25 protein-coding genes and 1 riboswitch are annotated in these 23,310 nt (G+C 71.9%); of the genes, 4 read left to right on the top strand and 21 right to left on the bottom strand.

Annotation, left to right across the window (positions count from 1 at the left end):
• The 9 genes from OZN99_RS06645 to OZN99_RS06605 all read right to left on the bottom strand — a co-directional run.
• The coding region (locus tag OZN99_RS06645) for an ABC transporter ATP-binding protein (RefSeq protein WP_270934404.1) at positions 1 to 942 on the bottom strand (942 nt) is incomplete at its 3' end.
• The gene (locus OZN99_RS06640) at positions 942 to 1,649 is read right to left on the bottom strand and encodes a DUF1028 domain-containing protein (protein ID WP_270934403.1); all 708 of its coding nucleotides are present in this window, start codon (positions 1,647 to 1,649) and stop codon (positions 942 to 944) included. The genes OZN99_RS06640 and OZN99_RS06645, both read right to left, overlap by 1 nt.
• A gap of 117 nt (positions 1,650 to 1,766) precedes the next feature.
• A complete protein-coding gene (locus tag OZN99_RS06635) occupies positions 1,767 to 2,756 on the bottom strand; it encodes a branched-chain amino acid ABC transporter permease (protein WP_456299873.1) in 990 nt (329 codons plus the stop codon).
• Between the two features lie 3 nt (positions 2,757 to 2,759).
• A complete protein-coding gene (locus OZN99_RS06630; RefSeq protein ID WP_270934402.1) occupies positions 2,760 to 3,650 on the bottom strand; it encodes a branched-chain amino acid ABC transporter permease in 891 nt (296 codons plus the stop codon).
• Between the two features lie 56 nt (positions 3,651 to 3,706).
• Entirely contained in the window at positions 3,707 to 4,948 is a 1,242-nt protein-coding gene (locus OZN99_RS06625; protein ID WP_270934401.1) for an ABC transporter substrate-binding protein, read from the bottom strand.
• A gap of 40 nt (positions 4,949 to 4,988) precedes the next feature.
• Positions 4,989 to 5,732 (bottom strand): ABC transporter ATP-binding protein, encoded by a 744-nt coding sequence (locus OZN99_RS06620; RefSeq protein ID WP_456299872.1) that lies wholly within the window; start codon positions 5,730 to 5,732, stop codon positions 4,989 to 4,991.
• Positions 5,725 to 6,516, bottom strand: a complete 792-nt coding sequence (locus tag OZN99_RS06615; protein WP_270934400.1) for an ABC transporter ATP-binding protein — start codon at positions 6,514 to 6,516, stop codon at positions 5,725 to 5,727. Before OZN99_RS06615 ends, OZN99_RS06620 begins: the two co-directional genes overlap by 8 nt.
• Before the next feature lie 160 nt (positions 6,517 to 6,676).
• On the bottom strand, positions 6,677 to 7,837 hold the full coding sequence (locus tag OZN99_RS06610; RefSeq protein ID WP_270934399.1) for a MalY/PatB family protein: 1,161 nt from the start codon (positions 7,835 to 7,837) through the stop codon (positions 6,677 to 6,679).
• Complete coding sequence (locus OZN99_RS06605; protein ID WP_270934398.1) at positions 7,834 to 8,676, bottom strand: sulfurtransferase; 843 nt, start codon at positions 8,674 to 8,676, stop codon at positions 7,834 to 7,836. Before OZN99_RS06605 ends, OZN99_RS06610 begins: the two co-directional genes overlap by 4 nt.
• A 202-nt stretch (positions 8,677 to 8,878) precedes the next feature.
• Between OZN99_RS06605 and OZN99_RS06600 the strand changes: the two genes are divergently transcribed.
• Together OZN99_RS06600 and OZN99_RS06595 are read left to right on the top strand one after the other, a co-directional pair.
• Positions 8,879 to 9,451 (top strand): CarD family transcriptional regulator, encoded by a 573-nt coding sequence (locus OZN99_RS06600; protein WP_270934397.1) that lies wholly within the window; start codon positions 8,879 to 8,881, stop codon positions 9,449 to 9,451.
• A gap of 74 nt (positions 9,452 to 9,525) precedes the next feature.
• Positions 9,526 to 9,750: a hypothetical protein gene (locus OZN99_RS06595; RefSeq protein WP_270934395.1), complete on the top strand. Its 225-nt coding sequence runs from the start codon at positions 9,526 to 9,528 to the stop codon at positions 9,748 to 9,750.
• 3 nt (positions 9,751 to 9,753) lie between these two features.
• On the opposite strand, the gene OZN99_RS06590 is transcribed toward OZN99_RS06595, so the two are convergent.
• Positions 9,754 to 10,935, bottom strand: coding sequence for an MFS transporter (locus OZN99_RS06590; RefSeq protein ID WP_270934394.1), 1,182 nt, complete (start codon positions 10,933 to 10,935; stop codon positions 9,754 to 9,756).
• Positions 10,932 to 11,666: a class II aldolase/adducin family protein gene (locus OZN99_RS06585; RefSeq protein WP_270934393.1), complete on the bottom strand. Its 735-nt coding sequence runs from the start codon at positions 11,664 to 11,666 to the stop codon at positions 10,932 to 10,934. The genes OZN99_RS06590 and OZN99_RS06585 overlap by 4 nt, the downstream gene beginning before the upstream one ends.
• Before the next feature lie 151 nt (positions 11,667 to 11,817).
• Here OZN99_RS06585 and OZN99_RS06580 point away from each other — a divergent pair, with 151 nt between their 5' ends.
• A complete protein-coding gene (locus OZN99_RS06580) occupies positions 11,818 to 12,642 on the top strand; it encodes a class I SAM-dependent methyltransferase (RefSeq protein WP_270934392.1) in 825 nt (274 codons plus the stop codon).
• A 16-nt stretch (positions 12,643 to 12,658) separates the two neighbouring features.
• On the opposite strand, the gene OZN99_RS06575 is transcribed toward OZN99_RS06580, so the two are convergent.
• The 10 genes from OZN99_RS06575 to OZN99_RS06530 all read right to left on the bottom strand — a co-directional run bounded on the left by OZN99_RS06575 (position 12,659) and on the right by OZN99_RS06530 (position 22,704).
• On the bottom strand, positions 12,659 to 13,768 hold the full coding sequence (locus tag OZN99_RS06575; protein WP_270934391.1) for a 5-methyltetrahydropteroyltriglutamate--homocysteine S-methyltransferase: 1,110 nt from the start codon (positions 13,766 to 13,768) through the stop codon (positions 12,659 to 12,661).
• A gap of 148 nt (positions 13,769 to 13,916) precedes the next feature.
• On the bottom strand, positions 13,917 to 14,897 hold the full coding sequence (locus tag OZN99_RS06570; protein ID WP_270934390.1) for a Bug family tripartite tricarboxylate transporter substrate binding protein: 981 nt from the start codon (positions 14,895 to 14,897) through the stop codon (positions 13,917 to 13,919).
• Positions 14,898 to 15,043: 146 nt separating this feature from the next.
• Entirely contained in the window at positions 15,044 to 15,715 is a 672-nt protein-coding gene (locus OZN99_RS06565) for a PEP-CTERM sorting domain-containing protein (RefSeq protein WP_270934389.1), read from the bottom strand.
• Positions 15,716 to 16,070: 355 nt separating this feature from the next.
• A complete protein-coding gene (glpD, locus tag OZN99_RS06560) occupies positions 16,071 to 17,555 on the bottom strand; it encodes a glycerol-3-phosphate dehydrogenase (RefSeq protein ID WP_270934388.1) in 1,485 nt (494 codons plus the stop codon).
• Positions 17,556 to 17,560: 5 nt separating this feature from the next.
• Positions 17,561 to 18,382 (bottom strand): phosphonate ABC transporter, permease protein PhnE, encoded by an 822-nt coding sequence (phnE, locus tag OZN99_RS06555; RefSeq protein WP_270934387.1) that lies wholly within the window; start codon positions 18,380 to 18,382, stop codon positions 17,561 to 17,563.
• Positions 18,379 to 19,170 carry a phosphonate ABC transporter, permease protein PhnE gene (phnE, locus tag OZN99_RS06550; RefSeq protein ID WP_270934386.1) on the bottom strand — a complete coding sequence of 264 codons (792 nt, stop codon included), beginning with the start codon at positions 19,168 to 19,170 and terminating at the stop codon, positions 18,379 to 18,381. The genes phnE (OZN99_RS06555) and phnE (OZN99_RS06550) overlap by 4 nt, the downstream gene beginning before the upstream one ends.
• The gene (gene phnC / locus OZN99_RS06545; RefSeq protein ID WP_270934384.1) at positions 19,167 to 19,940 is read right to left on the bottom strand and encodes a phosphonate ABC transporter ATP-binding protein; all 774 of its coding nucleotides are present in this window, start codon (positions 19,938 to 19,940) and stop codon (positions 19,167 to 19,169) included. Before phnC ends, phnE (OZN99_RS06550) begins: the two co-directional genes overlap by 4 nt.
• A gap of 5 nt (positions 19,941 to 19,945) precedes the next feature.
• Positions 19,946 to 21,013 (bottom strand): phosphate/phosphite/phosphonate ABC transporter substrate-binding protein, encoded by a 1,068-nt coding sequence (gene phnD / locus OZN99_RS06540; protein WP_270934383.1) that lies wholly within the window; start codon positions 21,011 to 21,013, stop codon positions 19,946 to 19,948.
• On the bottom strand, positions 21,010 to 21,846 hold the full coding sequence (locus OZN99_RS06535) for an HAD family hydrolase (protein WP_270934382.1): 837 nt from the start codon (positions 21,844 to 21,846) through the stop codon (positions 21,010 to 21,012). The genes phnD and OZN99_RS06535 overlap by 4 nt, the downstream gene beginning before the upstream one ends.
• A 57-nt stretch (positions 21,847 to 21,903) precedes the next feature.
• A complete protein-coding gene (locus OZN99_RS06530) occupies positions 21,904 to 22,704 on the bottom strand; it encodes a DeoR/GlpR family DNA-binding transcription regulator (RefSeq protein WP_270934381.1) in 801 nt (266 codons plus the stop codon).
• Positions 22,705 to 22,798: 94 nt separating this feature from the next.
• A riboswitch (SAM-I-IV-variant riboswitch) is annotated at positions 22,799 to 22,906 on the top strand.
• Between the two features lie 38 nt (positions 22,907 to 22,944).
• On the opposite strand from OZN99_RS06530, the gene OZN99_RS06525 reads away from it, so the two are divergent.
• Entirely contained in the window at positions 22,945 to 23,232 is a 288-nt protein-coding gene (locus OZN99_RS06525; protein ID WP_270934380.1) for a hypothetical protein, read from the top strand.
• The last annotated feature ends 78 nt before the right edge of the window (positions 23,233 to 23,310 follow it).

Below are 23,310 nucleotides of genomic sequence, written 5' to 3'. Positions count from 1 at the left end.
GACATGCCCGGCCCCCATCGGCGCGAGCGGCGGCGGCTCGGCGCAGCGCGCCACCGCGAAGGGACAGCGCGGCGCGAAGCGGCAGCCGGGCGGCGGGTCGCGCAGGTCGGGCACCATGCCCTCGATGCTGGCCAGCCGCTCCGCCCCGCCTTCCAGCGACGGCGCGGCGCCCAGCAGACCGACGGTGTAGGGATGCTGCGGCATCGCGAAGAGCGCCCGTGCCGAGGCACGTTCCGCCACGCGCCCGGCATACATCACCACCACCTCGTCGGCATGGTCGGCCACCACGCCGAGGTCGTGGGTGATCAGCATCACCGCCGTGCCGGTCTCCGCCTTCAGCTCGTCGATCAGCGCCAGGATCTGCGCCTGCACGGTGACGTCCAGCGCCGTGGTCGGCTCGTCCGCGATCAGCAGGCGCGGCCGGCAGGCCAGCGCCATGGCGATCATCACGCGCTGGCGCATGCCCCCCGAGAGCTGATGCGGATACTGCTTCGCGCGCCGCGCCGCGTCGGGGATGCGCACGCGCGCCAGCATCGCCACCGCCTCGTCGAAGGCCGCGGCCGGCGACAGGCCCTGGTGCAGGCGCAGCGCCTCCGCCACCTGCTCGCCGGCGGTGAAGGCCGGGTTCAGGCTGGTCATCGGTTCCTGGAAGATCATCGCCATCTCGCCGCCGCGCTTGTGGCGCCAGTCCTCGGCATCCAGCGTGGACAGCTCCCGCCCGGCCAGGCGGATCGATCCGCCGATGCGCGCGCCGGGCGGCAGCAGCCCCATGACGGAGAGCGCGGTCACCGACTTGCCGCAGCCGCTCTCGCCCACCACGGCCAGCGTCTTCCCCGCCTCCACCGCGAAGGACACGCCGTCCACCGGGCGCAGCGGCCCGCGATCGGTGGCCAGCGTCACCGTCACGTCGCGCAGTTCCAGCACGGGCGGTGCGGATGACATCACGCCTCCTCCGCCTGCGCCGCGGCGATCGCGGCCTGGATCACTGACCGGTCGAACACGCCGGGATGGTCGCGCCCCGGCAGGAAGCGGCGGAAGTGCCGCGTGTAGCCGCGCCAGACGACGTGAAGCCGGCGCAGCTCCGCCAGCGGGTCGGGATGGTCGTCCACCCGCAGGTCGAGATCCGGATAGGGATCGCGCGAGGCCACCTGGATCGCGGCCGCCTGGCGACCGCGCTTGTCGCCGCCGGCGGCCTCGCCGGCCTCCATCGCCGCCAGCAGCCGCTCGGCCAGGGGCTGGCCGGCGGTGGCGAGAAAGGCGTCGAGGGTCGCTTCCAGCACCTCTGGCCCGACCAGCATGTTGCCGGCCACCGAGACGTCCGGCCCGGCCAGGTGACCGCACCAGCCGACGCACTCCGCGCCGGTGTGCCGGGCGCTGCGCCCGTCCGCGCCCAGCACATGCACCTGCCGCGTCGCCCGGCCCGCATCCGCGGCGATCAGAGTCGCCAGAGCGTCCTCCGGCGCCTCACCCGCGCGCAGCCGAGCCAGCGCGTCCGGCGCGTGGAAGGGATTGACCAACGCCTGGGTGCAGGCAGCGCCGACGCCGCCCTCGACGCGCGGCACGAGCGCGCCGCAGGCCAGGAACCGGCTGGCGACCGCGGCGCCCAACTCGCCGGTCACCGGATCGCGCGCAACAACGGACCAGGTCATGGCGGCATCAACCGCGTCCGGCGGAGGTTGGCAAGCCACCCGCCGATGGATCCGTACCCGCAGGCCCGGGGGCCTGCCCACGCCTTGTTCCGGCCCTGCCCGAAAGGTGGGCAGGCGCTACAGCTTCACCCGCAGCGCATTGCCGATCTCGCCCACCACGCCGCGGCGGAAGGCCAGCACGCAGGCGATGAAGATGGCGCCCTGGATCACCAGCACCCAGGCGCCGAATTCCGCCAGGTAGTTCTGCATGGTCACGATCACCGCCGCGCCCACCACCGGCCCGAACACCGTGCCGAGGCCCCCGACCAGGCTCATCAGCACCACCTCACCGGACATCGTCCAGCGCACATCGGTCAGGGTCGCGATGTTGAACACCAGCGCCTTGGTGCCGCCGGCGATCCCGGCCAGCGCGGCGGAGAGCACGAACGCCATCAGCTTGTACTGCTCCACCCGATAGCCCAGCGACGTGGCACGCGGCTCGTTGTCGCGGATCGCCTTCATCACCTGGCCGAAGGGCGAATGCACGATGCGGTGGATCAGCAGGAAGCCGGCCAGGAAGATGAAGGCCACCAGCCAGTACATCGTGAAGTCTGCAGTGAGATCGAACACGCCGAGCAGGGTCCCGCGCGGGATGGCCTGGATGCCGTCCTCGCCGCCGGTGAAGGGCGCCTGCAGGCAGAAGAAGAAGACCATCTGCGCCAGCGCCAGCGTGATCATGGAGAAGTAGATGCCGGACCGGCGGATCGCCAGCCAGCCGAAGGGCAGGCCGAGCGCCGCGCCGATCGCGCCGCCCATCAGGATGGCGAGTTCCGGCGGCACGCCCCAGGCCTTCGCGGCATAGCCGGTGATGTAGGCGCCCATGCCGAAATAGGCGGCGTGGCCGAAGCTCAGCAGGCCGACATAGCCGACCAGCAGGTTGAAGGCGCAGGCGAACAGCGCGAAGCACAGCACCTTCATCAGGAAGACGGGGTAGAGCAGGAACGGGCTGACGACCACCACCGCGGACATGGCCAGGAAGGCGATGGCCTGCGCACGGGTGAAGCCCCAGAAGCCCTGCTCTTCGTGCCGTGCGGCGGCGGCGCCGGTGACGACGCTGGCCTCGGCCATGGCTCAGGCCCTCCCGAAGAGGCCCGCGGGCCGCGTCAGCAGCACCACGGCCATGATGACAAAGACGACCGTCTGCGAGAAGGGCGGGTAGACCACCTCGGTCAATCCCTGGAGGAAGCCGAGCAGGAAGCCCGTCACGATCGAACCCATGATCGACCCCATGCCGCCGATCACGACCACGGCGAAGACGGTGATGATGAAGTTGGCGCCCATCGCCGGATGCACCGAGTAGATCGGCGCCGCCAGCACGCCCGCGAAGGCGGCGAGCGCGACGCCCGCACCGTAGGTCAGCGTCATCATCAGCGGCACGTTGATGCCGAAGGCCTGCACCAGCTGGGGCCGTTCGGTGGCGGCGCGCAGGTAGCTGCCCACCTTCGTCCGTTCGATCACCAGCCAAGTCGCCAGGCAGATCGTACTCGCGGCGATCAGCACCCACACCCGGTAGCCCGGCAGGAAGAAATCGCCGAGCTCGAGGTTCAGCGCCTGGAACTCCCGGGGCGGCGCGTAGCGCTGCCCGGAGGAGCCGAAGGTGTTGCGGAACAGCCCCTCGATCACCAGCGCGCAGCCGAAGGTCAGCAGCAGGCCGTAGAGATGGTCCAGCTTGTAGAGGCGCGAGATCATCAGCCGCTCCATCGCCACGCCGACGGCGCCGACGATCAACGGCGCCAGCAGCAGCGCCGGCCAGTAGCCGATGCCTACATAGGCGAGCAGCATCCACGCGACGAAGGCGCCCATCATGAACTGCGCGCCATGCGCGAAGTTGATGACGTTCAGCATGCCGAAGATGACGGCCAGGCCGAGCGAGAGCAGGGCATAGAAGGCGCCGTTGATCACGCCCAGGATGACCTGCGGCATCGCCATCTGCAGTTCGAAGAGCAGGTCTTCCAAGCCCATGCGCGCCACTCCGGAAGAAGGTCAGCGGGGGCGGCGGCCGCCGCCCCCTTGCCGCGTCAGGACCGAACCAGGGCGCAGCCGCCCTGCGCGATCGGGCGGAACGCCTCCTCGGCGGGAATGGTGGAGACCAGCTTGTAGTAGTCCCAGGGCCCGCGGCTCTCGGCAGGCGTCTTCACCTCGAACAGGTAGGCGGGGTGGATCTTGCGGCCGTCCGGGCGGATCTGGCCCTCGCCGAAGGCGTCGTCGTTGGTCGGCATCGCCTTCATGCGGGTCACCGCCTCGGCGCCCGACGCTTTTGCCGCGGCCACGCCCATGTCGCGGACGGCCTTCAGGTAATGCAGCACGCCCGAATAGCAGCCGGCCTGCACCATGGAGGGGCGCAGGTTCCCGGGCATGGCGCCCAGGCGCTGGGTGAGGGCGCGGGTGCGGTCGTTGAGGTCCCAGTAGAACGTCTCGGTCAGCACGAGGCCCTGCGCGGTCTCAAGGCCCAGCGAATGCACGTCGGTGACGAAGACCAGCAGGCCGGCGAGCTTGGTGCCGCCGCGGGTGATGCGGAACTCGCCCGCCTGCTTGATCGAGTTGATGGTGTCGCCGCCGGCATTCGCCAGGCCGATCACCCGCGCGCGGGACCGCTGCGCCTGCTGCAGGAAGGACGAGAAGTCGGTCGTGCCCGGGAAGGGCGTGCGCACGCTGCCCAGCACGCGCCCGCCCGCTGCCGTCACGAAGGCCGAGGTGTCGCGCTCCAGCGCGTGGCCGAAGGCATAGTCGGCCGTGATGAAGAACCACGTGTTGCCGCCCGCGGCCACCATCGCGCCGCCGGTACCCTTGGCCAGCATGTAGGTGTCGTACGTCCAGTGGATCGTGTTGGGCGAGCAGGCCGCGCCGGTGAGGTCGGAGGTCGCGGCGCCCGAATTGATGAAGACCTTGTTGCGCTCCCGCACCAGGCCGCTCACCGCCAGCGCGACGGAGGAGGTCGGCACGTCCACGATGAGGTCCACGCCGTCCCGGTCCATCCACTGCCGCGCGACGGTGGAGCCGACGTCGGCCTTGTTCTGGTGGTCGGCCTGGATGACCTCCACGTTCACGCCGGTCTGCGTGATCCCGCTCTCCTGCACCGCGAGCCGCACCGCATGGGTGGAGCCCGGGCCGGAGATATCGCGGTACAGGTCGGACTGGTCGTTCAGCACGCCGATCCGGATGGTGTTGGCGGCCTGCGCCCGCGCGGAGCGATAGGGCAGCGCGCCCCAGACCGGGGCGGCGGCGGCAGCGCCGAGCAGCGTGCGGCGATTCACGGTCATCCTCGTTTTCCTCTCCTGGTGGTCGGTTCGTCCCGGGTGCCTAGACGCCCAGGTATTCGTGCAGCCGGTCCATGCTGGCGGCGAGGTCCTCGTTCGCCACCATGTCCACGACCTTGCCGTGCTCCATCACGTAGTGGCGGTCCGCCACCGTCTGGGCGAAGCGGAAGTTCTGCTCCACCAGCAGCACGGTGAATCCCTTCTGCTTGATCTGGCGGATCATCGCGCCGATCTGCTGCACGATCACCGGCGCCAGCCCTTCCGACGGCTCGTCCAGCAGCAGCAGCCGCGCGCCGGTGCGCAGGATGCGCCCGATCGCCAGCATCTGCTGCTCGCCACCCGACAGCTTCGTTCCCTGGCTGCGCGCACGCTCCTTCAGGTTGGGGAAGAGCGTGTAGATCTCCTCGACCGAAAGCCCGCCCGGCGCGATCACCGGCGGCAGCATCAGGTTCTCCGTCACGTCGAGCGAGGCGAAGATGCCGCGCTCCTCCGGGCAATAGGCGATGCCGGCGCGGGCGATCAGGTCCGGGCGCAGCCCGACCATCTCCTTCCCCTCGAAGCGGATCGAGCCGGCGCGCCGGCCCGTCAGCCCCATGATGGCGCGCAGGGTCGAGGTCTTGCCCGCGCCGTTGCGGCCGAGCAGCGTCACCACCTCGCCCTGACGCACCTCCAGGCCGACGCCGTGCAGCACGTGGCTCTCGCCGTACCAGGCCTCGAGGTTCTTCACCTCCAGCATGGGCACGGTCGCCGCGCCGGCGGGGCGCGGTGCGGTGAGTGTCTCAGCCATGGCCCTCGCCTCCCGAAATGCCGGGATCGGTGCCGAGATAGGCGGCCTTCACCTCCGGGTTCCGGCTCACCTCCATGTAGGTTCCCTCCGCCAGCACGCGGCCGCGGGTCAGCACCGTGATGGTGTCGCAGAGGCCGGAGACGACGGTCAGGTTGTGCTCCACCAGCAGCACCGTCCGCCCCTTCGCCACGCGCTGCACCAGCGCCATGATCCGCCCCACATCCTCGTGCGTCATGCCCGCGGTCGGCTCGTCCAGCAGCATCATGCGGGGGTCGAGGGCCAGCGTCGTCGCTATCTCCAGCGCGCGCTTGCGGCCATAGGGCAGTTCGCCCGCATTGTGCCGCGCATAGGCGGTCAGGCCGACATCCTCCAGCAGTTCCATCGCCCGCGCGTCGAAGCTCTTCAGCAGCGAATCCGAGCGCCAGAAATCGAACGACCCGCCCCGCGCGCGCTGCAGCGCGACGCGCACGTTCTCCAGCACGGTCAGGTGCGGGAAGACCGCCGAGATCTGGAACGACCGCACGAGGCCCAGCCGCGCCACCTCGGCCGGCTTCATGCCGGTGATGTCGCGGCCCTCGTAGCGGATGGTGCCGCGCGTCGGCGGCAGGAACTTGGTCAGCAGGTTGAAGCAGGTGGTCTTGCCGGCGCCGTTCGGCCCGATCAGCCCGTGGATGGTTCCGCGCTTCACCCGCAGCGCGACGTCGGAGACGGCGACGAAGCCGCGGAACTCCTTCGTCAGCCCCTCGGTCTCCAGGATCGTGTCACCGTCTTGCGTGGTCGCCACGCCTGGATGCCTCCCGTTCGTCCCGGTCAGGCCGGCCAGGCGCGGAGACCCGACGCCCGTGCATGCCGGCCATGTGTTGGCGCATTCATGGATGCTGCGGGCGCGAGACGCAAGGGCGGCACGGTGGGTTTCCCGCCGCGCCGATCAGCTTCCGAAACGGTCAGGCCTGTCCCAGGGCGCGGCCCATCCGGGCGATCCCGTCCTCCAGCGTGGCGCGCGGGCACCCGAAGTTGAGCCGCACGAAGCCCACGCCCGGCGGGCCGAAATCCGGGCCGGGATTCAGGCCGACGCGCGCATGCTCCAGGAAGAAGCCCTGCGGGTCCGCCGCGGCCGCGCTGCGGCGGCAGTCCAGCCAGGCCAGGAAGGTCGCCTCCGGGCAATGCATCCGCACCCCCGGCAGCCGCGCTTCCACCGCCCCGAGCAGCCAGTCCCGGTTGGCCTGGAGATAGGCCAGCAGCGCCTGCCGCCAGGGCTCGCCCTCGGCCAGCGCCGCCTCCGTCGCGACCAGGCCCAGGATGTTCACGTGGTCCGCGACGCCGGCGATGGCACGCTGGAACCGCGCGCGCAGCGCCGCATCGGTCACGATCGCCCAGCAGGCGTTCAGCCCCGCGATGTTCCACGTCTTGCCCGCCGACATCAACGTGATGGTCCGCGCCGCCACCTCCTCCGACAGGGATGCGACCGGGATGTGGCGCCTGCCGTCGAACAGCAGGTCGCAGTGGATCTCGTCGGACACGATGGCGACACCGGCCGCCAGGCAGGCCTGCGCCATCGCCTCGAGCTCCTCGCGCCGGAAGGCGCGGCCGGTCGGGTTGTGCGGGTTGCACAACAGGAAGGCGCCGCCGCGGCCGCCCTGCCCCGCCTGGGCCAGGGCGCCGCGCAGCGTGTCGAGGTCCACCTCGTCCCGCGGCGTCAGCGGCGCGTCGAGCCTCCGCAGGTCCCAGTTCGCCGGCGCCTTCAGGATCGGCGGATAGACCGGCGTCTGCACCACCACGCCGTCGCCGCGTGCGCAGGTGGCACGCAGCGCGAGGTTGAAGCCCGGCACCACGCCGGGCATCGGCACGATCGCCTCGACCGGCACCTGCCAGCCGTACTGCGCCGCCAGCCAGGCGGCGATGCGCGCCTTCAGCCCGGCCTGCGGCACGCCATAGCCCAGCACCGGATGCGCCAGCCGCGCCGCGATCGCCGCGCGGATCGGCTCGGCCACCGCGAAGTCCATGTCGGCCACCCACATGGGCAGCACGTCCGCATCGAAGCGCGTCCACTTGTTGCAGCCGCTCGCGCGGCGGTCCGGCAGCGTGTCGAAGTCGAAGCGACTCACCCGGGAACTCCTCCCACCATGACGGGCCGGGCGGGATCGGCGCTCCATGCCGACCAGGATCCCGGATACATCGCGGCCTCGATGCCGATCGAGGCAAGGGCGGCGACGTTCACCGCGGCCGAGATGCCGGCGCCGCAATACACCCCGACGGGCCGGCTGCCATCCGCCCCCAGTGCCGCGTAGAGGTGGCGCAGCGTCGCGGCATCGGCGAAGGGCCCGGGCTCGGTGAAGTTGTCCGCCGCCGGCGCGCTGAGCGCGCCCGGGATGTGCCCGCGCGGCGGCTGGCCGGGCGGCGTGGCCCCACCGATGTAGTTGGGACGCACCCGCGAATCGAGCAGCACGCCGGACCGCGCCAAGGCGGCCGCGTCGTCGGCGTCCAGCACGCCCATCCGCCCGGGCACGAGCGTCACATCACCGGGCTGCGGCGCCGTGGCGCGGTGCACCACCGGCAGGCCGGCCGCCACCCAGGCGGCGAAGCCGCCATCCAGCAGCCGCACATCCGCGATCCCGGCCCAGCGCAGCACCCACCAGGCCCGAGCTGCCACCAGGCCGCGGTCATGGTCATAGACCACCACCGCCTGCCCCTGCCGCAACCCCCAGCCGCGCGCCGCGCGTTGCAGCGCCTCCACCTCCGGCAACGGACGGCTGCCGCGCGTGCCGCCGCCCGGCGCGGCGAGCTCGGTCGGCAGGTCCACGTCCACGGCGCCGGAAATCCGTGGCGTGGCCGAGTCGTCACCGCGGGGATTGCGGATGGCGAGCACCGCGACCCCCGGCCTTGCGGCAAGCTCCGCCGGTGTCGCCAGCACGCGCGCCCGCAGCGCCTGCCCCGAGTCATCCATGCCAAGCGACCTCCGTCCTCGGAACGATGATGGCGCGGGGGCGCGCCGGAAGGGAGGCCATCCCGTCGTCACGCGCCACGGGCACGCGACCTCCGCGCCACACGCATGCGCCCTTGTGCGCGAAACGCTTGATATCCTCGGGAACCAACGTCATCTGATCGACATCCTTCAGAACCCGTACCCGCCGATGGAGCCGGCCGCCATGCCGAAGCCCGAAGCCGCCCGCACCGCTGCTCCCGCCCCGAAGGCCGCCGACCTGGCAGGCTTCGCGGTGGGCGACGCTGTGATGCACCCCGCCCACGGCGTGGGCCGCGTGACCGGCGAATCGACCGCCACCGTCGGCGGGGAGACGCTGGCCCTGGTCCATTTCGCCTTCGGCGAGGGCCGCCTGCTGCTGCGCGTGCCGCGCGCCAAGGTCACCGCGAACGGCATCCGCCGCCTCGCGGGCGGCGAGCTGATAAAGGAGGCGCTGGACGTGCTGAGCACGACCCCGCGCGGCGCCGTGCGCGGCGTCACCTGGGCGCGCCGCGCCGCGGAGCTGCAGGCCAAGCTGAACAGCGGCGATCCGCGCAAGGTCGCGGAAGTCCTGCGCGACCTCGGCCGCAACGTGAACAACCCGGAGCGCAGCTTCAGCGAGCGCCAGATCTTCGAGGCCGCGCTGGAGCGCCTGGCCGTGGAGATCGCCGCCGTCGAGGACATCACCCGCGAGGCCGCGGTGGCGAAGATCGCCGAGCGCGTGCCGGTCGCCCCGACCCCGGTCGCTGCCGCCGCCTGATCGGCCAAGGGGCCGGGGCACCGCACCGCTCCGGTCCCGCACAACCCTCGCACGGGGAGGCGCGTTGCCCCGCCATGACGGCATCCGATCCCCCGCGCGAGGTTCCCGAGCCCCCGCCCGAACCGCCCACCGAGACGCCGCGTCCCGCGCCGCCGCCGACACCGGGCCCCGAACTGCCCGGCCTGCCGCCGGTGAACCCGCAGCCGCCCGGCCCGGAATTGCCGGGCCCCGAGCCTTCGCTGCCCGAACTGCCGGTGATCACGCCGCCCGGGCCCGAGATGCCCCAACCGATCGCCTGACCCCTACCGCCGGGCCGGCGCCGGCACGCTCAGCAGCAGCAGTGCCAGGAACGCCGAGAGCGTCAGCGCGGAGGTCAGCGCCAGCGCCGCGCCCACGCTCGCACGCTCCAGCAGCAGTCCGAAGAGGAAGGGCGACAGCGCCTGCAGGAAGCGCGAGGGCGCGGAGAGCAGGCCTTGCCGCGCGCCATAGCCGACCGGCCCGAACACGGCCAGAGGCAGCGTGCCCTTCACGATCGTCAGGATCCCATTGCCCATGCCGTGCAGCACGGCGAAGGCGGGCGCCGCCACGCCGCCCGCCGCCAGCAGCACCGCCGCGCCCATGGGGTGGCCGAGCGTGGCCAGCCGCGCCGAGACCACCGGCGAGAAGCGGCGCAGGAAGCCGAATTCCAGCAGGCGCGCCGCCACCTGCGCCGGCCCGACCAGCGCGGCGGCGGCGATGGCTGCCGCCGGCGTGGCCCCACTGGCTTCCAGCAGCACCGGCAGATGCGCCGCCATGGCGCCGGTCACCGTCCAGGTCGTGGCGAAGACGAAGGCCAGCAGCGGCATGGCGAAGCGCGGCGCCGGCACCGCCTCGCCATCCTCGGCTCCCTTCTGCTTCTCCGGCGGCGGCGCGGGCGGCACCAGAAGGCGGTTCAGCGGCAGCCCGACCAGCAGGTGCAGCCCGGCCCAGGCCAGGCAGGCGCCACGCCAGCCGATCGCCTCCTCCATCACCGCGGAGAGCGGCCAGCCCACCGTGCTGGCGAAGCCCGCGATCAACGTGATGCCGGTGATCGGGGACCGCGCGGCGCGGCCATAGAGCCCCGCCAGCGTGGCGAAGGCCGCGTCGTACAGCCCGATCGACATGCCGAGCCCCAACACCAGCCAGCCCAGCGTCAGAAGCAGCGGCCCCTGCGCCACGGCCAGCAGCGCCAGCCCCGCCGCCAGCACCAGGTTCGACACCGTCAGCACGTCGCGCCCGCCGCGCCGGTCGATCAGCCGCCCCGCCCAGGGCCCGAGCAGCGCGGAGAGCACCAGCGCCGCCGAGAAGGCCCCGAACACCCAGGAGGACGGGATGCCGAGCTCGCGCGCCATCGGGGCCGCCAGGATGGCCGGCAGGTAGTAGGACGACGCCCAGGACAGCGTCTGCGCCGTGCCGAGCGCGACGACGACGCGCCTGGTGCCGGCCGGCGCCTCCGTCGTGCTCACAATCCGCCAAACCCGGCGCGCGCGCAGCGATAGTCCCAGCTACGCCGCAACGGCCGCTCCGACCGCAGCATGGCGCCGGTCTGCGTGATCTCGCCGGGCGTCAGGTAGTCCACCGGCCCGCCCAGCGCCTCCGCGGCGTATTGCAGCTCGGCATTCTCCTTCATGTAGATCGAGACGAAGACCGCCTCCGGGATCGAGGCGCCGACGCAGACCGCGCCGTGCCGCTTCAGCAGCGCGCAGCTGTGCGGTCCCAGCGCGCGCGCCAGGCTGTCGGCCTTCGGGATCGTGTCAATCAGCATGTTGGTGTCGCCGAACTCGTCCTGGCTGTCCCAGAGCGGCACCTCGGCGCCGATCACCGAGCCCATGTGGAACACCGGCCGCAGCGGGCGATGCGTGACGGTGAAGGGCAGCACCGGCCGCGCGTGATGGTGCACCACGCACTGCACGTCGGGCCGCACGGCATAGATGCGCGCATGCAGCACCGTCTCCAGATAGGGCTTGCGGTGGCCGGGATTCTCGGGCGTGGCGTCCAGGTCGAAGCGGATCAGGTCGTCGCGGGAGACCACCTCCGGGCTGCGCGAGCGCGAAAGCCAGAAGCGCGATGCATCGCGCGGGTCGCGCACCGAGACGTGGCCGAAATCATCCACCACCTCCTCCCGCGCGAGGATGCGGTTGGCCATGACCAGCTCGGCCAGCAGCGAGTCGAGGTCGCGGTCCGCACTGAGGCTCATGCCTGCCCTCCGGGTGTTCCGCGGGCAGGTTAGGGAGGGCGGCGCGCCGAGTCAGCCCGGGCGCGCCCTCCGTCATTCTTGCGTTGCCGCCGGCTTCGCTCCGGCGTCACTTCGCTGCGCAGCGCGGGCGCATCGCGTGGGGAGGCACAGCATGCCAGCGGACGCGGACCCTGCCCGGAGCGCCGGCGACGCCCCGCTCTGGGCGGCCGGCGAGGCCTACGAACCCTATGTCGGGCGCTGGAGCCGCCGGCTCGCGCCGGAATTCCTCGCCTGGCTCGACGTTCCGGACGGCGCGCGCTGGCTGGATGTCGGCTGCGGCACCGGCGCCCTCACCGCCGCCATCCTGGACGGGCACGCGCCGGCTGCCGTGCTGGGCGTGGATCCTTCCGAGGGGTTCCTGGCCTTCGCCCGGCGCCGCGTGGGCGATCCGCGCGCAGCCTTCCGCCAGGGCGACGCGCAGGCGCTGCCCGTTCCCGACGCTGAATTCGACGCGGCGGTGAGCGGCCTGGTGCTCAACTTCGTGCCGGACCAGCCCAGGGCCGCCGGCGAGATGCGCCGCGCCGCGCGGCCCGGCGGCACCGTCGCGGCCTATGTCTGGGACTATGCCGAGGGCATGCAGATGATGCGCCGCTTCTGGGACGCGGCGGCGGTGCTGGATCCCGCGGGCGCGGGCGGCCGGGACGAGGCGCTGCGCTTCCCGCTCTGCCGCCCCGACCCGCTGCGCGGCCTGTTCGAGGCGGCAGGGATGCGAGGCGTCGCCGTCGAGCCGATCGTCGTCCCGACGGTGTTCCGCGACTTCGACGACTACTGGTCGCCCTTCCTCGCGGGCGGCGCGCCGGCCCCCGCCTATTGCCTGTCGCTCGACGAGGATCGCCGGGCGGCGCTGCGCGGGCGGCTGCGCGCGACGCTGCCGACGGCCCCCGACGGCAGCATCGCGCTCACGGCCCGCGCCTGGGCGGTGCGCGGCACCGCCTGAGACGCGGGGGCCCGGCTCAGAGCGAGCCCCACACCTCCTCGGCGACCTCGACGCAGCGGCGCAGCTTCGCCCACTGCTCCTCCACCGTCAGCGTATTGCCTTCCTCGGTGGAGGCGAAGCCGCATTGCGGGCTGATGGCGAGCTGGTCCAGCGGCGCGTATTTCGCCGCCTCCTCGATGCGCCGCTTCAGCAGGTCCTTCGTCTCGAGGTCGCCCCGCTTGGAGGTCACAAGGCCCAGCACGACGGTCTTGCCCTTCGGCAGGAAGCGCAGCGGCGCGAAGCTGCCGGAGCGCTCGTCGTCGTATTCCATGAAGTAGGCATCCACGTTGATGCCGTTGAACAGCACCTCCGCCACCGGGTCGTAGCCGCCCGAGGCAATGTGCATCGAACGGAAGTTTCCGCGGCAGAGATGCATGGACACCGTCATGTCCTTCGGCCGCCCGTCGATCGCGCGGTTGATCAGCGCCGCATATTTCTGCAGCAGTCCCTCGGTCTCCTCGCCGCGCGCCTTCAGGCCGGCGATCTGCTCGGGGTCGCAGAGATAGGCGATGTTCACCTCGTCCAGCTGCAGGTAGCGGCAGCCCGCCCCGGCGAAGTCCGCCACCGCCTTGGCATAGGCATCGCCGAGGTCGGCGAAGAAACCGTCCATCTCGGGATAGGTGTGGGTGTCCACGGCGCGCCGGCCGCCGCGGAAATGCAGCACGGAGGGCGAGGGGATGGTGATCTTCGGCACCGCGCCCCCGGCATTCTCGTGCACGAAGCGGTAGTCCTGCACGAAGGGGTGGCCGGCATAGTGGATGCGGCCGGTCACCTTCAGCCCGTACGCCTTGGTCTGGCCGCCCTTGAACTGGATGCCCTGGTCGGATTCGTACATCTCGACGCCGCCGAGCCTGGCGAGGAAGTCGAAGTGCCAGAAGGCGCGGCGGTACTCGCCATCGGTCACCGCCTTCAGGCCGATACTTTTCTGCTCGGCGATCACATCGCGGATGAAGCGGTCCTCGGTCTCGCGCAGCGCCGCGGCCGGGAGGGTGCCGGCGGCATGCGCGGCGCGCGCCTCACGCAGCGGAACGGGGCGGAGCAGACTGCCGACATGATCGGCGCGGAAGGGCGGCTTGGTGCCGGGCATCGGTTTCCTCCTCGGGGCGGGCCGGATTGCATGCAACGGTCTTGCGAGATGTCCGTGCCGGCACCGGAAACACCAGAGGCGCGCAAGGCCATCCCTTAGGCGCCGCTTAGCATTACTCCGCCGTTGCATGCAACGAGGCCGGTGCGCCTCAATCGGCGGTCGCGCCCGTCTCCTGCACCAGCCGGCCCCACTTGGCCGATTCCGCCCGCGCGAAGGCCGCGAACTCCTCCGGCGTGCCGCCCCGTACGATGGCGCCCTGCGCCGCCAGCATCTCGCGCAGTTCCGCCACGCGCAGGATCCCGTCCACCTCCGCCGAGAAGCGCCGGACGCGATCGGCCGGCGTCGCCGCATGCATGCAGAGGCTCATCCAGGTCGCGGAGATCAGCCCGGGCACGCCCTGTTCCACCGTCGTCGGCACCTCCGGCAACAGCGCCAGGCGGTCGGTATGCGCCACCGCGATGGCCTTCAGGCGCCCGTCGCGCACGAAGGGGGCGGCGGAGAAGGCGGCATCCCACATCGCCATGGTCTGCCCCGCCACCATCGAGGTCAGCGCCGGCGCCGACCCGCCGAAGGGCACATGAGTCGCCTCGCCCCCCTGACCCATCGCGCGCGTCATGGCGATGGTGAGGTGCGATGGCGTGCCGATGCCGGCGGAGGCGAATTTCAGCTGGTCGCCCATGCGCCGCGTCAGCGCCAGGAACTCCTGCAGGTTCGTCGCCGGCACCGAGGGATGCACCACCAGCACCAGGGGGATCACGCTGATCAGCGACGCGAAGGCGAAGTCGCGGAACGGGTCGTAGGGCAGGCGGCGGTAGAGGTGCGGGTTGATCGCGATCGGCCCGGAGGGGGTGGCGAAGACCGTGTGACCGTCGGCCGGCGTCTGGAGGAAGGCCTGCGCCGCCACGATGCCGTTGGCGCCCGGGCGGTTCTCCACCACCACCGGCTGGCCGAAGCGGTCCTGCAGGCGCTGCGCGACGAAGCGCGCCTGCGCATCGGCCGAGCCGCCGGCGGCGACCGGCACGATGAAGCGCAGCCCTCGGCTGGGCCAGGCTTCCTGGGCGCGGAGGGCGGGCGAGAACACAGGTGCGGCAAGCAGCCCGAGGGCTGCGCGGCGACGGAGCTGGATCATGGCATTCGGGTCCCGGCTGAGGCGCTGCGTCGTTGCGCAGCCGGGTGCCGATTAAGTGATCCACCGAGGCCGGCGCAACGGTGCGCCGGAAACGCGACCGGGCGCCTTGCGGCGCCCGGTTGTAAAATCTTCCGACAGTCCGGCGATCAGCCGGTCCGGCGGCGGCGCCGGACCGCGGCAAGACCAAGCAACCCGGCCCCGAGCACCGCCAGCGAGGCAGGCGCCGGCACCTCGACCACGTCGGGCCCGCCCTCGCCCGCGAGCGTGCTGGCGGAGAAGCTCGTGTCGCCGTTGCCCTGGACCGTGATGCTGAAGGTCGCGGGCGTATCGTCGAAGGTGCCGAACCGCAGGAAGCCGATCGCATCGACCGTGATCGAGGTCGTCCCGGTCGCGGTACGGGAGATGTTGGTGATCTCCTCGATGTCGAAATGTACGGTGTTCAGGCCCTGCGTGACCGTGAAGAACGGAGTCGCGAAGTAGATGATGCCCACCGCGCCGCTGCCGACGAGGGTTCCGACCGGAATGTCCTGGATGGTGCCGCAGGAGACCCCGCAGCCGCCCGAGGTGAACACGCCGGCGAAGCTTCCGGTGCTGCCGGCATTCACCCGCAGCACGCCCGGCGTGGCGCCGCCGGCATCGAGGGCGTCCAGGAAGTCGAGCCCCGTGGCGTTGCTCGCCAACCCCGTCGGCAGCACCGCGACGCTGCCGCTGATGTTCAGCTTGCTGTTCGGCAGCAGCGGCGCTGCAACGGCGGGCTGCGCCAGCGCCATCACCAGGCTCGCCACGCCGGCCAGGGTCACCTTCTTCACGATAGTCATTCGCTCGACTCCCGGGTCACTCGGCGGCCGGAAAGCGCGACCGCACATTGTCAGGAACCGTGAAGCAAACGCGATGCCAAACTGCCTGGGCATTGAATCGGCCATCTCTTTTTTGCCGAAACGCACGACGACAATGTGCGGTTGTAAAGTCTGCCGACAGAGAGATCCGGCCGCCGACGCCGAGCCCTGTCCGAATACCCTGAAAGGCCCCTAATTACGGATGCTTGCATATTTTACAGTGGCATCTCGCAACGACCGCGGCACAATCCGCGGCGCGATCAGCCGGCCTTGATATCGAATGTTTTTGAGAAATTTCTCAATCTTGGGTCGATCTGCCCGGCAAGAGGCCGGGCAGCTACCCGCCCAGCCGCCGCCGCAGCCTCTCCTGCCCCTCGGCCGGCATGTGCAGGCCGAGCTTCGACCGCCGCCACAGCACGTCATCCGCCGTGCGCGCCCATTCCTGGCGGACCAGCCAGTCCAGTTCCCGCTCCGTGAAGCCGGCGCCGTACTCCTCGCCGAGCGCGTTCGGCCCGCTCGCCCCGTCCAGCAACGCGTCGAGGTCGCTGCCATAGGCGCGCACCAGACGGCGCAGCGTGGCGGGCGGCAGCCAGGGGTGCCGCCGCGCCATCTCCGCCTCGAAGCCCGGCAGGTCCAGGCCGCCGAACGCGCCGCCCGGCAGCGCGGCCGACGCCGTCCAGGGCGTGCCGGCGCGGCCCATGGCGGCGCCGATCTGCGCCACCGCCTCCTCCGCCAGGCGCCGATAGGTGGTGATCTTGCCGCCATAGACCGTCAGCACCGGCGCCTGGCCCTCCGGCGCATCGGTCTTCAGCACGTAGTCCCGCGTGACGGCCGAGGGGTTGTCCGCGCCGTCGTCATGCAGCGGCCGGACGCCCGAATAGCTCCAGACGATCTCGTCGGGGCTCGGCATCCGCCGGAACTGCCGGCCGACGGCGGAACAGAGATACGCGGCCTCCTGCGGCGTGCAGTGCGCCTCGCGCGCGTCGCCGTGATGCGGCACGTCGGTGGTGCCCACCAGCGAGAAGCGGCCCTCATAGGGAATGACGAAGACCACGCGGCGGTCGTCGTTCTGGAGGATGTAGGCCTGGTCGCCCTCGTAGAGGGCGGGCAGGACGATGTGGCTGCCGCGCACCAGCCGCACCCGGTCCTGCGCGCGCGCATGCGCCGCGTCCTGCGCCTGCAGCACCCAGGGCCCGGCGGCATTGACCAGGGCGCGGGCGCGCACAATCCGCTCCGCCCCGTCCTCGGCGACCAGGCGGCAGGTCCAGCCCTCCGGGCCGCGCTCCGCGCCGGCGAAGCTGGTGCGCACCAGCACCTCCGCGCCGCGCGCCGCGGCGTCGCGGGCGTTCAGCACCACCAGCCGGCTGTCCTCCACCCAGCAGTCGGAATAGGCGAAGGCGTCGGTGATCTCCCGCTTCAGCGGCGCGCCATAGGGGTGCCGCGCGGTCGCGATGCTCTCCGTCCCCGGCAGGCTGACGCGCCGCGCCAGGTGGTCGTAGAGGAACAGCCCGGCGCGGATGATCCATTTCGGCCGCATCTCCGGCCGGTGCGGCAGCACGAAGCGCATCGGCCAGACGATGTGCGGCGCGATCCGCAGCAGCACCTCGCGCTCGGCCAGCGCCTCCCGCACCAGGCGGAACTCGTACTGCTCGAGGTAGCGCAGGCCCCCATGGATCAGCTTGGAGGAGGAGGAGGAGGTGGCACCCGCCAGGTCGCCGCGCTCCACCAGGCAGGTCGAAAGGCCCCGTCCCTGCGCGTCGCGCGCGATGCCTGCGCCGTTGATGCCGCCGCCGACGACGAGAAGGTCGAATTGGTCGCGCATGTCTCTCAGATCAGGCGGGCCCGGATGCGCGTCACCACGATCTCCGCGACGATCACCACCGCGAGGATCGCCAGCAGCACCGTCGCCACGCGTTCCCATTGGAAGAAGTTGATGGCGTCGTCGAGCACCACGCCGATGCCGCCCGCGCCCACCAGTCCCAGCACCGCGCTCTCCCGGACGTTGATGTCCCAGCGGAACAGGGCGATGCCCCAGAAGGCCGGCTGCACCTGCGGCCACACGCCCTTCAGCATCAGGCTGCCCCAGGGCGCGCCGGCGGCCTTCAGCGCCTCCAGCGGGCCGGGATTCGTCTCCTCCAGCGCCTCGGCGAGCAGCTTGCCGACGAAGCCGACGCTGCGGAAGGCGATGGCGAAGGTGCCGGCGGCCGCGCCGGGGCCGAAGACGGCGACGAAGATCAGCGCCCAGACCAGCGAGTTCACGCTGCGCGAGGAGACCAGCAGCAGCTGCGCCAGGCCGTTCAGCACGGGGTTGCGGCAGACGTTGCGCGCCGCCAGCAGCGCCAGCGGGATCGCCAGGATGAAGGAGAACAGCGTGCCGAGCGTCGCGATGTGCAGCGTCTCGACCAGCGCGGCATGGACCGAGGGGTAGTAGTGCGCCAGGTCCGGCGGCCACATCCGCACCAGCAGGTCGGCCATCTGCTCCGGCGCGTCGTGCAGGAATTCCGGGATGATCTCGACCGTGCGCACCGCCCAGACCAGCGCGGCGACGATCGCCAGCCAGACCAGCCACCGCCCGATCCGCTCGGCCGGCGTGTGGCGGTGCCATTCGCGCGCCAGGGCTGCGCTGCCCGCGATGGACGGCGCGCTCATCGCATCGCCGCCCGGATGCGGCCGGAGACCACCTCGGCCAGGAAGATCAGCGCGATGATGGACAGCAGGATCGCCGCCACGAAGTCGTAGTCGAAGCGCTTGAAGGCCGCGAACAGCGTGCCCCCGATCCCGCCCGCGCCGACGATGCCGACGAGCGTCGAGTTCCGCAGGTTGGAATCCAGCTGATACAGGCAGAATCCGGTGAAGCGGGAGGCGACCTGCGGCAGCACGCCGTACAGCAGCACCGCGCCCAGCCCCGCGCCGGTGGCGCGGATCGCCTCCACCTGCTTCATCGAGATCTCCTCGATGGCTTCCGCAAAAAGCTTGGCGATGAACCCCATCGAGGCGATGGTCAGCGCCGCCACCCCCGCCAGCGCCCCGAAGCCGATCGCCTTCACGAAGAGGATCGCGACGATCACGTAGTGCAGGCTGCGGCACAGCGCGACGAAGGCGCGCGTCGGCATGGCCAGCACCGCCGGCGAGAGGTTGCGCGCCGCCATCAGCCCGAGCGGCAGCGACAGCAGGATGCCGAGCGCGGAGGACAGCAGCGCGATCTGGATGCTCTCCAGCAGACCCTCGACCAGTAATTCCCAGCGCGCGAAGTTCGGCGGCCACATCCGCGCCAGGAACCGCCCGGCCTCGCCGAAGCCGGTCGCCAGCCGCGCCCAGGTGATGTCCAGCTGCGCCATGGCGTAGACGGCGTAGAGCGCGAGCGCGACCAGCCCCGCCCGCGCCGCCCAGTTCGGCGCGAAGGCCTGCCGCGCGGCCTGATTCGCGGTCGCGCTCACAGCCAGTCCTCGCCGCCGTAGATCTGCTGCAGGTGGTGCGGCCGCAGGTCCTCCGGCGGCCCGTCGAACACCACCGCGCCGCCGGCCATGCCGATGATGCGCTGCGCGAAGCGCTTCGCCAGCTCCACATTGTGGATGTTCACGATCACCGGCACGCCCGCCGCCGCGGTCAGCCGCGCCAGAAGCTCCATGACCTCCACCGCCGTCTTGGGGTCGAGCGAGGAGGTCGGCTCGTCCGCCAGCAGCAGCTCCGGCCGCTGCATCAGCGCACGCGCGATGCCGACGCGCTGGCGCTGCCCGCCGGAGAGCGCGTCGGCGCGCCGCGTCGCATGCTCCGGCAGTCCGACCGCGTCCAGCAGCTCGAAGGCGCGGGCGATGTCCTCCTCCGGATACTTCCGCAGCCAGGCGCGCCACAGCGGCACGTAGCCGAGCCGGCCGGAGAGCACGTTCTCCATCACCGTCAGCCGCTCGACCAGGTTGTACTCCTGGAACACCATGCCGATCCGCCGCCGGGCGAGGCGCAGCGCGCGACCCCGCAGCTTCGCCAGATCCTCGCCATGCAGCAGGATCTCGCCCGCCGTCGGCTCGACCAGGCGGTTGATGCAGCGGATCAGCGTGGACTTGCCCGTGCCGGAGGGGCCGATGATGGCCGTGATCCCCTCCGGCGCGATGGCCAGGTCGATGCCGCGCAGCACCGGCTTGCCGGGTGTGTATTCCTTCACCAGGCCGCGAAGGACGAGCCCCCGCGTGCCGGCATGCTGCACGGCCATGTGGTTCACTGCGTGCGCGCGGGCTGCTGTTGCTGCTGCTGCTGGCGCTGCTGGTTGCGGCGCTGCTCGGCCTCCAGCTCGCGGCGGCTCTCGGCGTCCCAGGCGGCGCGGTTGTAGGGCGCGTTCACCGCATCGGCCACGGCGCGCACCGGCGCCCATTGCTGCGCATAGGTCGCCGGCCAGAAGCGGTCATTGCCGCCGAGGTCGCGGCGCATCGCCTCCGGGAAGCGGTAGTCGAAGAAGCACTGGCGGATGCGCTGCGCGAGTTCCGGCCGCAGGTCGTGCGCCAGCGCGAAGCTGCTGGTCGGGAAGGGATCGCTCTCCCAGATCACCCGGAAATTCTCGCGCCGCACCTGGCCGCGCCCGATCATGCGGTTGAACACGTCGGATGCCACCGGGGCCGCATCGTAGTCGCCGGCGTTCACGCCCATCACGCTGCGGTCGTGCCCGCCCGAATAGACCACGCGGTAGTCGGTGTCCGGCACCAGGCCGAGCCCCGGGAAGAAGGCGCGCGGCGCCAGGTTCCCGGAATTGGAGGTGGCCGAGGTATGCGCCACGCGCCGCCCCTTGAGGTCGGCGACCGTCTGGAACGGGCTGTCGGCCCGCACGATCATCGCGACGCGGTAGCTCTCGAACTCCCGCTCGTTGCCCTTGATGGCGAAGGGCACGGCGCCGGCCAGGTTCACCGCGAAGGCGGTCGGGCCGGTGGAGAAGCCGGCGATGTGCAGCCGGCCGGACCGCATCGCCTCCACCTGCGCCGCATTCGACGTCACCTGGAAATACACCACGCGCTTGCCGGTGCACTGGGTGAGGTAGTCGAGGAAGGGGCGGAACTGGCTGGCGTAGAGCGCCGGGTCCTCGACCGGGGTATAGGCGAAGACCAGGGTGGATGGATCGCGCTGGCGCGACGCATCGGCCGGCACATCCGCCACCATGTCGCGGTTCTCGTCGCAATAGGCGTCGTCCAGCGCGCCGCGGAAGCCGCAGGCGGCCTGGGCACTCGCGCTGGACCATGGCATCGCGGCCATCAGCGCCGCGGCGAAGCCCGCGGCCGGCAGCATGCGTCGGATCATCCTCTCGTCTCCTCCATTGTCCTTGCGGCCAGCACGGCCCGGGCGAATTCCACGAAGCCGGCGCCCCCAGCGCCCTCTGTCACGAAGGCCGGCGGGGCGGCAATGCCAGGCAGGAAGGGCGCCACGTTGGCCACCCCCACGGACAGCGGCACCGCGCCGAACAACGGTGCATCGTTCGGGCTGTCGCCGACGAAGGCAACCCGGTCGAGCACCTCCTCCAGCGGCTGCCACAGTGCCGCGAAGAGGTGCCGCAGCCCCGCCAGCTTGTCCCAGGAGCCGATCCAGGCGTTGACGTGGATGGAGCTGACCTTCGCCTCGGCCCCGCCCTCCCGAAAGATGGCGGCGATGCGCTCGGCCTGCGCCAGCGGCAGCGGGCCGGTGTCCTCGGCGAAATCCACCGCCACGTCGAACATGCGGAAGGGCTGGTCGGCGGCGATCCGGCTGCCCGGCACCGCTGCCATGGCCTGCGCCGCCAGCGCGTCCAGCCGCACGCGGGCCGCCAGGCGCGCCGCGTCGTCCTGCACGTGGTGGCGCCGGATGCGGCGCGCCGCATGGTCCATGGCGTACCACAGCGCCCCGTTCTCCCCGACCACCGCGGCCACCGGCCAGAACCGCGCCACCATGTCGCACCAGCCCGCCGGCCGGCCGGTGACGGGCACCACCCGCAGCCCCGCCGCCTGCAGTGCCTCCAGCGCGGCATAGGCTTCGGCGGTCAGCCGACCCTCCGTGGTCAAGGTGTCGTCGATGTCGGTCAGCACCCAACGCAGCGCCGCCAGACGCGCGGTCGGCGCGGCGGCAAGCGGGCGCGGCAAGGCGGGCGCGGATCGCGTCACGGACCCCATGAGCCTAATGTGGCACATCCGACATCGGATGTGGAAGCTGCCAACCGATCACGTTGGCCCACCCGCCAGCGACACGACCACCGCCGCCCGCCCCAGCGCGGCCGCCAGTCCGGCCGGCGGCTCCGCCTCGGTCACCAGGTCGGTCAGGCCGTCCAGCGGGCAGACGCGCTCCAGCAGGCCTCGCCCGAACTTGCCCGAATCCGCCAGCAGCATCCGGCGCGGCGCGCGGTCCAGCATGGCCCGCTTCACCCAGGCGGCGCGGGAGATCACCTCGCAGGGCCCCTCCTCCGTCAGGCCGGAGGCGCCGATCACCGCCAGGTCGGCGTTGAACCGCCGCAGGAAGGCCTCCGTCTCGGACCCGTAGACGCCGCGCTCCGCCGCGCTGACCTCCCCGGGGCACAGCAGCACGCGCACCGCGCCGCCCGGCGCCGCCGCCAGCTCCGCCGCCGCGTTCAGGTTGTTGGTCAGCACCGTCGCCGCGATCCCGCGCGCGGCCAGGGCACGCGCGAAATGCGTGGTGGTGCTGCCGGCATCCAGCATCACCGCCTGCCCTGGCTCCACCAGCGCCGCCGCCGCCGCGCCGATCCGCGCCCGCTCCGCCACCGCCATCCGCTCGCGCGAGGAGAGCTCGGGCTGCAGCGCCGCCTGCACGACGGAGGCGCCGCCATAGGTGCGCCGCACCGCGCCCTGGCGCGACAGCTCCTCGATGTCCCGCCGCACCGTCTCGGCCGAGACGCCGAACTCCGTCGCCAGCGCGGAGATCCGCACCGTCGGGTCGGTGGAAAGCGCGGCCAGGATGCTGCGATGGCGCTGCGCCTTGGCGGGCGCCCCGTCCGTTCGGCGTGGCATATGTGGAACATGCCACAACTTGCGCGCGCTGTCCCGCGCTTGCATGCGACCCGCGTCGCGCGCTTGCGCGCGCCTTTCCCTGCGCGCTATCACGGCCGCGCATCAAGAGTTGGGCCGAGCCCCGACGCCAACCTGCCTTCCCGGGCAAGGTGGCACCCCTGCAAGGGGGGATGCGGCCCTTCCGGCAACCAAACGGGATGCGCGCCGCCGGTCTCGACCCTCCACGAAGAGGAGGATGCGATGCTGGATCACGCGGGCGCGGCCGCCGACCTCGACCTTCTGCTCTCCCCGGGCGACGCGGCGGAATTCGTCGCGCTGTCCGACTGGCGATGTCGCGACGGCCGCGTCCGGGCCTCGCAGCTGTGGGTCGTGCTGCACCGCCGGCACGGCGACTGGACGCATGCCTACCGGGTGGTGCGCGACCGCCGCCCCGGCCACCTGGCCGTCTATCTGGAACGCGCGGCGGAAGGCGACCGACGGGCGGAGCTGCGGGACTGGCTCGCGGCGCGGGCCGGCGCCGCCGACTGAACGGTGGCGGCCTCGGCTTCGGCCAGGCGGGCCGCGCTGCGGCGTGCATCGGCCGCAATCGCCGGCCGCCCGGCCAGG

This window comes from Falsiroseomonas oryzae, assembly GCF_027856955.1.
In the GTDB taxonomy this organism is placed as follows: Bacteria; Pseudomonadota; Alphaproteobacteria; order Acetobacterales; family Acetobacteraceae; genus Falsiroseomonas; species Falsiroseomonas oryzae.
Note: the sequence above shows the minus strand (reverse complement) of the source record. Positions and strands in the feature narration are given on the sequence as shown.